Source organism: Aphanothece microscopica RSMan92 (assembly GCF_046613545.2).
Classification (GTDB): domain Bacteria; phylum Cyanobacteriota; class Cyanobacteriia; order PCC-6307; family Cyanobiaceae; genus NIES-981.
Genome location: NZ_JBKKKY020000569.1, coordinates 1 through 433 on the forward strand (window position 1 = coordinate 1; position 433 = coordinate 433).

Annotated in this window: 1 protein-coding gene; it reads left to right on the forward strand. The window is 71.6% G+C overall.

Annotation, left to right across the window (positions count from 1 at the left end):
- Positions 1 to 146: 146 nt before the first annotated feature.
- Positions 147 to 433 (forward strand): arsenate reductase/protein-tyrosine-phosphatase family protein (locus tag ACLD7X_RS19100; RefSeq protein WP_425625527.1); only part of this gene is annotated, 287 nt, incomplete at its 3' end.

The following is a 433-nucleotide window of genomic DNA, read 5'->3' on the forward strand; positions in this document are numbered from 1 at the left end:
GTCTGCATGGGGGCAGAGCGGCGGGCGATCACGGGCAGCGCGGGCGCGTCATGACGACTCTGCATGCTCCCGACACTCTGGCGCTCATCCAACGACTGACCGATCGCCTCATCGGTCGCGCTGAAGGCGCGGTCGCCGACGAGGCCGTGCACGACATCGTCGTCGACAGCCTTCGCCGGTATCGGCACCTCGACCACCCCTCGAGCCACGCACGCGCCCTGGCCGCGCAGCTCGCCACCGACCGCGTCGATGCGCTGCACTGGCTGGCCGAGCACGCCGGCCACGAGCACCCGGCGTCGGTGCTCTTCGTGTGCTCGGGCAACGCCGGGCGCTCGCAGATCGCCGCGGCCATCATGCGCGCTATGACTCCCTCCTCGACCCGCGTGGTGAGTGCCGGTGATCGGCCCGTCGCGCGCGTTCTGCCCGCCGTCAT